Origin of the sequence: Kitasatospora sp. NPDC047058 (assembly GCF_040643935.1) — a bacterium.
Taxonomy (GTDB): domain Bacteria; phylum Actinomycetota; class Actinomycetes; order Streptomycetales; family Streptomycetaceae; genus Kitasatospora.
Genome location: NZ_JBEYVJ010000752.1, coordinates 1 through 1,971 on the forward strand (window position 1 = coordinate 1; position 1,971 = coordinate 1,971).

The 1,971-nt window shown below is 81.3% G+C and carries 1 pseudogene; it reads right to left on the reverse strand.

From position 1 onward, the window contains the following. Positions 1–65: 65 nt before the first annotated feature. Positions 66–1,971: pseudogene (locus tag ABZ885_RS40150) on the reverse strand (hypothetical protein); the annotation flags it as partial.

Sequence of the window (1,971 nt, forward strand, 5' to 3'; positions counted from 1 at the left end):
GTCACCCCCGAGCGGGGTGACCGGCCCTCGGCCGTGTCCGGTGCCGTGCCGGGAACCGGGGGGCCTCAGCCGGCGGCGGCGACGCCCGCCTCGCCCATGGCGCCGATCCGCCCGAGCAGGTCGACGATCCGCGACTGCACGTCCGCGCTGGTCGAGCGCTCGGCGAGGAAGAGCACCGCCTCGCCGGTGCGCAGCCGGGGCAGTTCGCGCGGGTCGAGGTCCACCGAGGTGTAGACGACCAGCGGGGTGCGGTGCAGCCGGTCGTTGGTGCGCAGCCAGTCCAGCAGGCCGACCCGGCGGCGGCGGATCTGGAACAGGTCCATCACCACCAGGTTGGGCTGCACGCTGCTGGCCCGGGAGACGGCGTCGTTCTCGTCCGCCGCGTGCTCGACGTGCATGCCGCGCCGTTCCAGGCTGCTGATCATCGCGGCGGCGATGTCCGGGTCGCCCTCGACCAGCAGGACGCGCGGCGCGTGGTGCTCGCCGTCGCGCGGGGCGAGCGCCCGCAGCAGGACGGCCGGGTCGGCGCCGTACGCGGCGTCCCGGGTGGCCTGGCCGAGGCCGGCGGTGACCAGGACCGGGATCCGGCTGTTCAGCGCGGCGGTGCGCAGCGACTGCAGCGCGGTCCGGGTGATCGGGCTGGTCAGCGGGTCGACGAAGAGCGCGGCGGGGAAGCCGGCGACCTGGGCGTCCACCTCCTCGCGGGAGCGGACGATCACCGGGTGGTAGCCGCGCTCCTCCAGCGCCTGCCTGGTGGCCGGGTCGGGCTCGGGCCAGACCAGCAGCCGGCGCGCGCCGCCGTCCCGGCCGGGGGCGGGCACGGCGTGCCCGTCGGGCTCGGGCCGGCCGGCGGCGGGCAGTTCGGCCACCGGGCGCGGGGCCTGCCGGGCCTCCTGCACGGCGGGCAGCTGCGGTGCGCCGGCCGGGACGGGCACACCGGCCGGGGCGGGAAGGGCGAGGGCCGGCGGTGCCTGCGGCGGAGCCGGGAAGGCCTCGCCGGGGCCGCCCTGGCCCGGCGCGGTGGCGGCGGCCTGGTCGCCCGGGATGCCGGGAGCGTGCAGCGGGCGCGGCGGAGCGAGCTCCGCCAGCCCGGTGCCGACCGGCTGCGGGGCGTCGCCCTGGCCGGGTGCGGCCGGGCCGTCCGCCGCGGCGGCGGGCAGCGCGGGCAGGGCCGGAAGTGCGGGGGTGGCGGCCGTGGGGGCGGCCGGTCCCTGGGCCTCGGTGCCGGGACCCGGCGGGACGGCGAGCCGGCGGCGGCGCCCGGTCGGTGCGGCGGCCGGTTCGGGCAGCGCGGGCGCGGGCCCGGCGGGCAGCGCGTGCTCCAGGCCGGGGTAGACGGTGCCGGGGTCGGGGACGCCGGGCAGCGCGAAGCCGCCGGAGGAGTCCTCGTTGGCCGGCAGCGCCCGACGGCGCCGGGACGGCTTCGGCTCCGGACCGCCGTCGGCCTCCCGGCCGGACTCGGGCGCGACCGGGGTGCCGCTCGCCGGGGTCCCGTCGACCGTGGTGCCGTCCGCGGGCGTCCCGCCCACCGGGATGCCGGCGGCCGGCGTGCCGTCGGCCGGTCCGGCCGGGGCTCCGGTGGCGGGGCCGAGCGCGAGCGGCCCGCGCCGGCCGGCCGCGTCCGCGGCGGCGCGCTGCTCCTCGGGGTGGCCGGCCCCGTCGTTCGGGCGGTCGGGGCCGTTCGGGCCGTCGACGCCGTCCGGCCCGTCGACCGGCACCGCGTAGGCGGTGCCGGACCGGCCGTCGTCCTTGCCCCACGGGTCGGTGGGCTGGGCCGTCGGGCCGCCGAGGCCCTGCCGCCCGTACGCGGGGTCGTTGCCGGTGCCGTGCCACTGCTCGGGAACGGCCCGCTCGACCCGGGCCGGTGCATGCGGCCACTGCTCGGCGGCGGTGTTCTCGCCGGTCGCGGCCCCGGCCGGCGCGGCCGGGAGGGCGTTCGGCGGGACGGGCGGCTGTTCGGGGGCCGGCCGG